Origin of the sequence: Thiorhodococcus mannitoliphagus (assembly GCF_010915725.1) — a bacterium.
Taxonomy (GTDB): Bacteria; Pseudomonadota; Gammaproteobacteria; order Chromatiales; family Chromatiaceae; genus Thiorhodococcus; species Thiorhodococcus mannitoliphagus.
Window position 1 is genome coordinate 1 of the sequence record NZ_JAAIJR010000481.1, and the last position, 396, is coordinate 396.

Consider the following 396-nt stretch of genomic DNA (forward strand, 5'->3'; position numbering starts at 1 on the left):
AAAGCGCACGCGCCACAGGATGTCATCCTCGCGATCGCGCAGGTCGTCGCTGACATAGCTGCCGCTGACCTGCTCCAATGTGTCGAGGTCCAGTTCGGCGACCCAGGCTTCGTCGATGAACCCCAGCAGCAGATCGCGCACCATTTGCGGGTGCGAGAAGAGGAGTTTGTAGCTGGGATCGTGGGTGTTCATGCTCGGGGGAGGTGCCGTCCTGAAACAGATCTTCCAATTCGAGGCTCCGCCGCTTGCGGTCGATCTGGCCGTTGGGATGGCGTGGCAGGCGGTCATGGCGGACGAGGATCCGCGCCGGAACCGGCGGTACCGGATCGCCAGTTGATAGCCATCAAGCCGCGAGACCGATCGGCTTGATCTGCTCAAGCGTGTCTCCGAGTGCGT

General features: G+C 62.6%; 1 protein-coding gene. It reads right to left on the reverse strand.

Annotated features, from left to right (window positions below; genetic code table 11):
* Positions 1-192, reverse strand: a 192-nt coding sequence (locus tag G3480_RS27455) for an Rpn family recombination-promoting nuclease/putative transposase (protein ID WP_164657312.1), incomplete at its 3' end; no start/stop codon positions are given.
* Between the last annotated feature and the right edge of the window lie 204 nt (positions 193-396).